The sequence below is a fragment of the Curtobacterium sp. PsM8 genome, assembly GCF_030433875.1.
Classification (GTDB): domain Bacteria; phylum Actinomycetota; class Actinomycetes; order Actinomycetales; family Microbacteriaceae; genus Curtobacterium.
On the sequence record NZ_JARUXD010000150.1, the window covers coordinates 1 to 1190 of the forward strand.

1 rRNA gene is annotated in these 1190 nt (G+C 54.5%); it reads left to right on the plus strand.

Annotation, left to right across the window (positions count from 1 at the left end):
- Positions 1-1174 (plus strand): 23S ribosomal RNA (locus QCD68_RS17175); the annotation flags it as partial.
- Between the last annotated feature and the right edge of the window lie 16 nt (positions 1175-1190).

Consider the following 1190-nt stretch of genomic DNA (forward strand, 5'->3'; position numbering starts at 1 on the left):
CTCCGTGAGCGTTGAAGGCCGCAGAGACCAGTGGGAAGCGACTGTTTACTAAAAACACAGGTCCGTGCGAAGTCGCAAGACGATGTATACGGACTGACGCCTGCCCGGTGCTGGAAGGTTAAGAGGAAGGGTCAGCCTCACGGCGAAGCTCTGAATTTAAGCCCCAGTAAACGGCGGTGGTAACTATAACCATCCTAAGGTAGCGAAATTCCTTGTCGGGTAAGTTCCGACCTGCACGAATGGCGTAACGACTTCCCAGCTGTCTCAACCGCGAACTCGGCGAAATTGCACTACGAGTAAAGATGCTCGTTACGCGCAGCAGGACGGAAAGACCCCGTGACCTTTACTACAGTTTGGTATTGGTGTTCGGAGTGGCTTGTGTAGGATAGGTGGGAGACTGTGAAGCGGGCACGCTAGTGTTCGTGGAGTCATTGTTGAAATACCACTCTGGTCACTTTGGATGTCTAACGTAGGACCCTGATCGGGTTCATGGACAGTGCCTGATGGGTAGTTTAACTGGGGCGGTTGCCTCCCAAAGAGTAACGGAGGCGCCCAAAGGTTCCCTCAACCTGGTTGGCAATCAGGTGGCGAGTGTAAGTGCACAAGGGAGCTTGACTGTGAGACTGACAGGTCGAGCAGGGACGAAAGTCGGGACTAGTGATCCGGCAGTGGCTTGTGGAAGCGCTGTCGCTCAACGGATAAAAGGTACCTCGGGGATAACAGGCTGATCTTGCCCAAGAGTCCATATCGACGGCATGGTTTGGCACCTCGATGTCGGCTCGTCGCATCCTGGGGCTGGAGTAGGTCCCAAGGGTTGGGCTGTTCGCCCATTAAAGCGGTACGCGAGCTGGGTTTAGAACGTCGTGAGACAGTTCGGTCCCTATCCGCTGCGCGCGTTGGAAATTTGAGAAGATCTATCCCTAGTACGAGAGGACCGGGATGGACGAACCTCTGGTGTGTCAGTTGTTCTGCCAAGGGCACCGCTGATTAGCTACGTTCGGACCGGATAACCGCTGAAAGCATCTAAGCGGGAAGCCGTCTTCGAGATGAGATTTCCATGCACCTTGAGTGTGAGAGGCTCCCAGCAGACTACTGGGTTGATAGGCCGGATGTGGAAGCGGGGACTAACGACCCGTGGAGCTGACCGGTACTAATAAGCCGAAGACTTGACACACACTTTTTTCCTGACC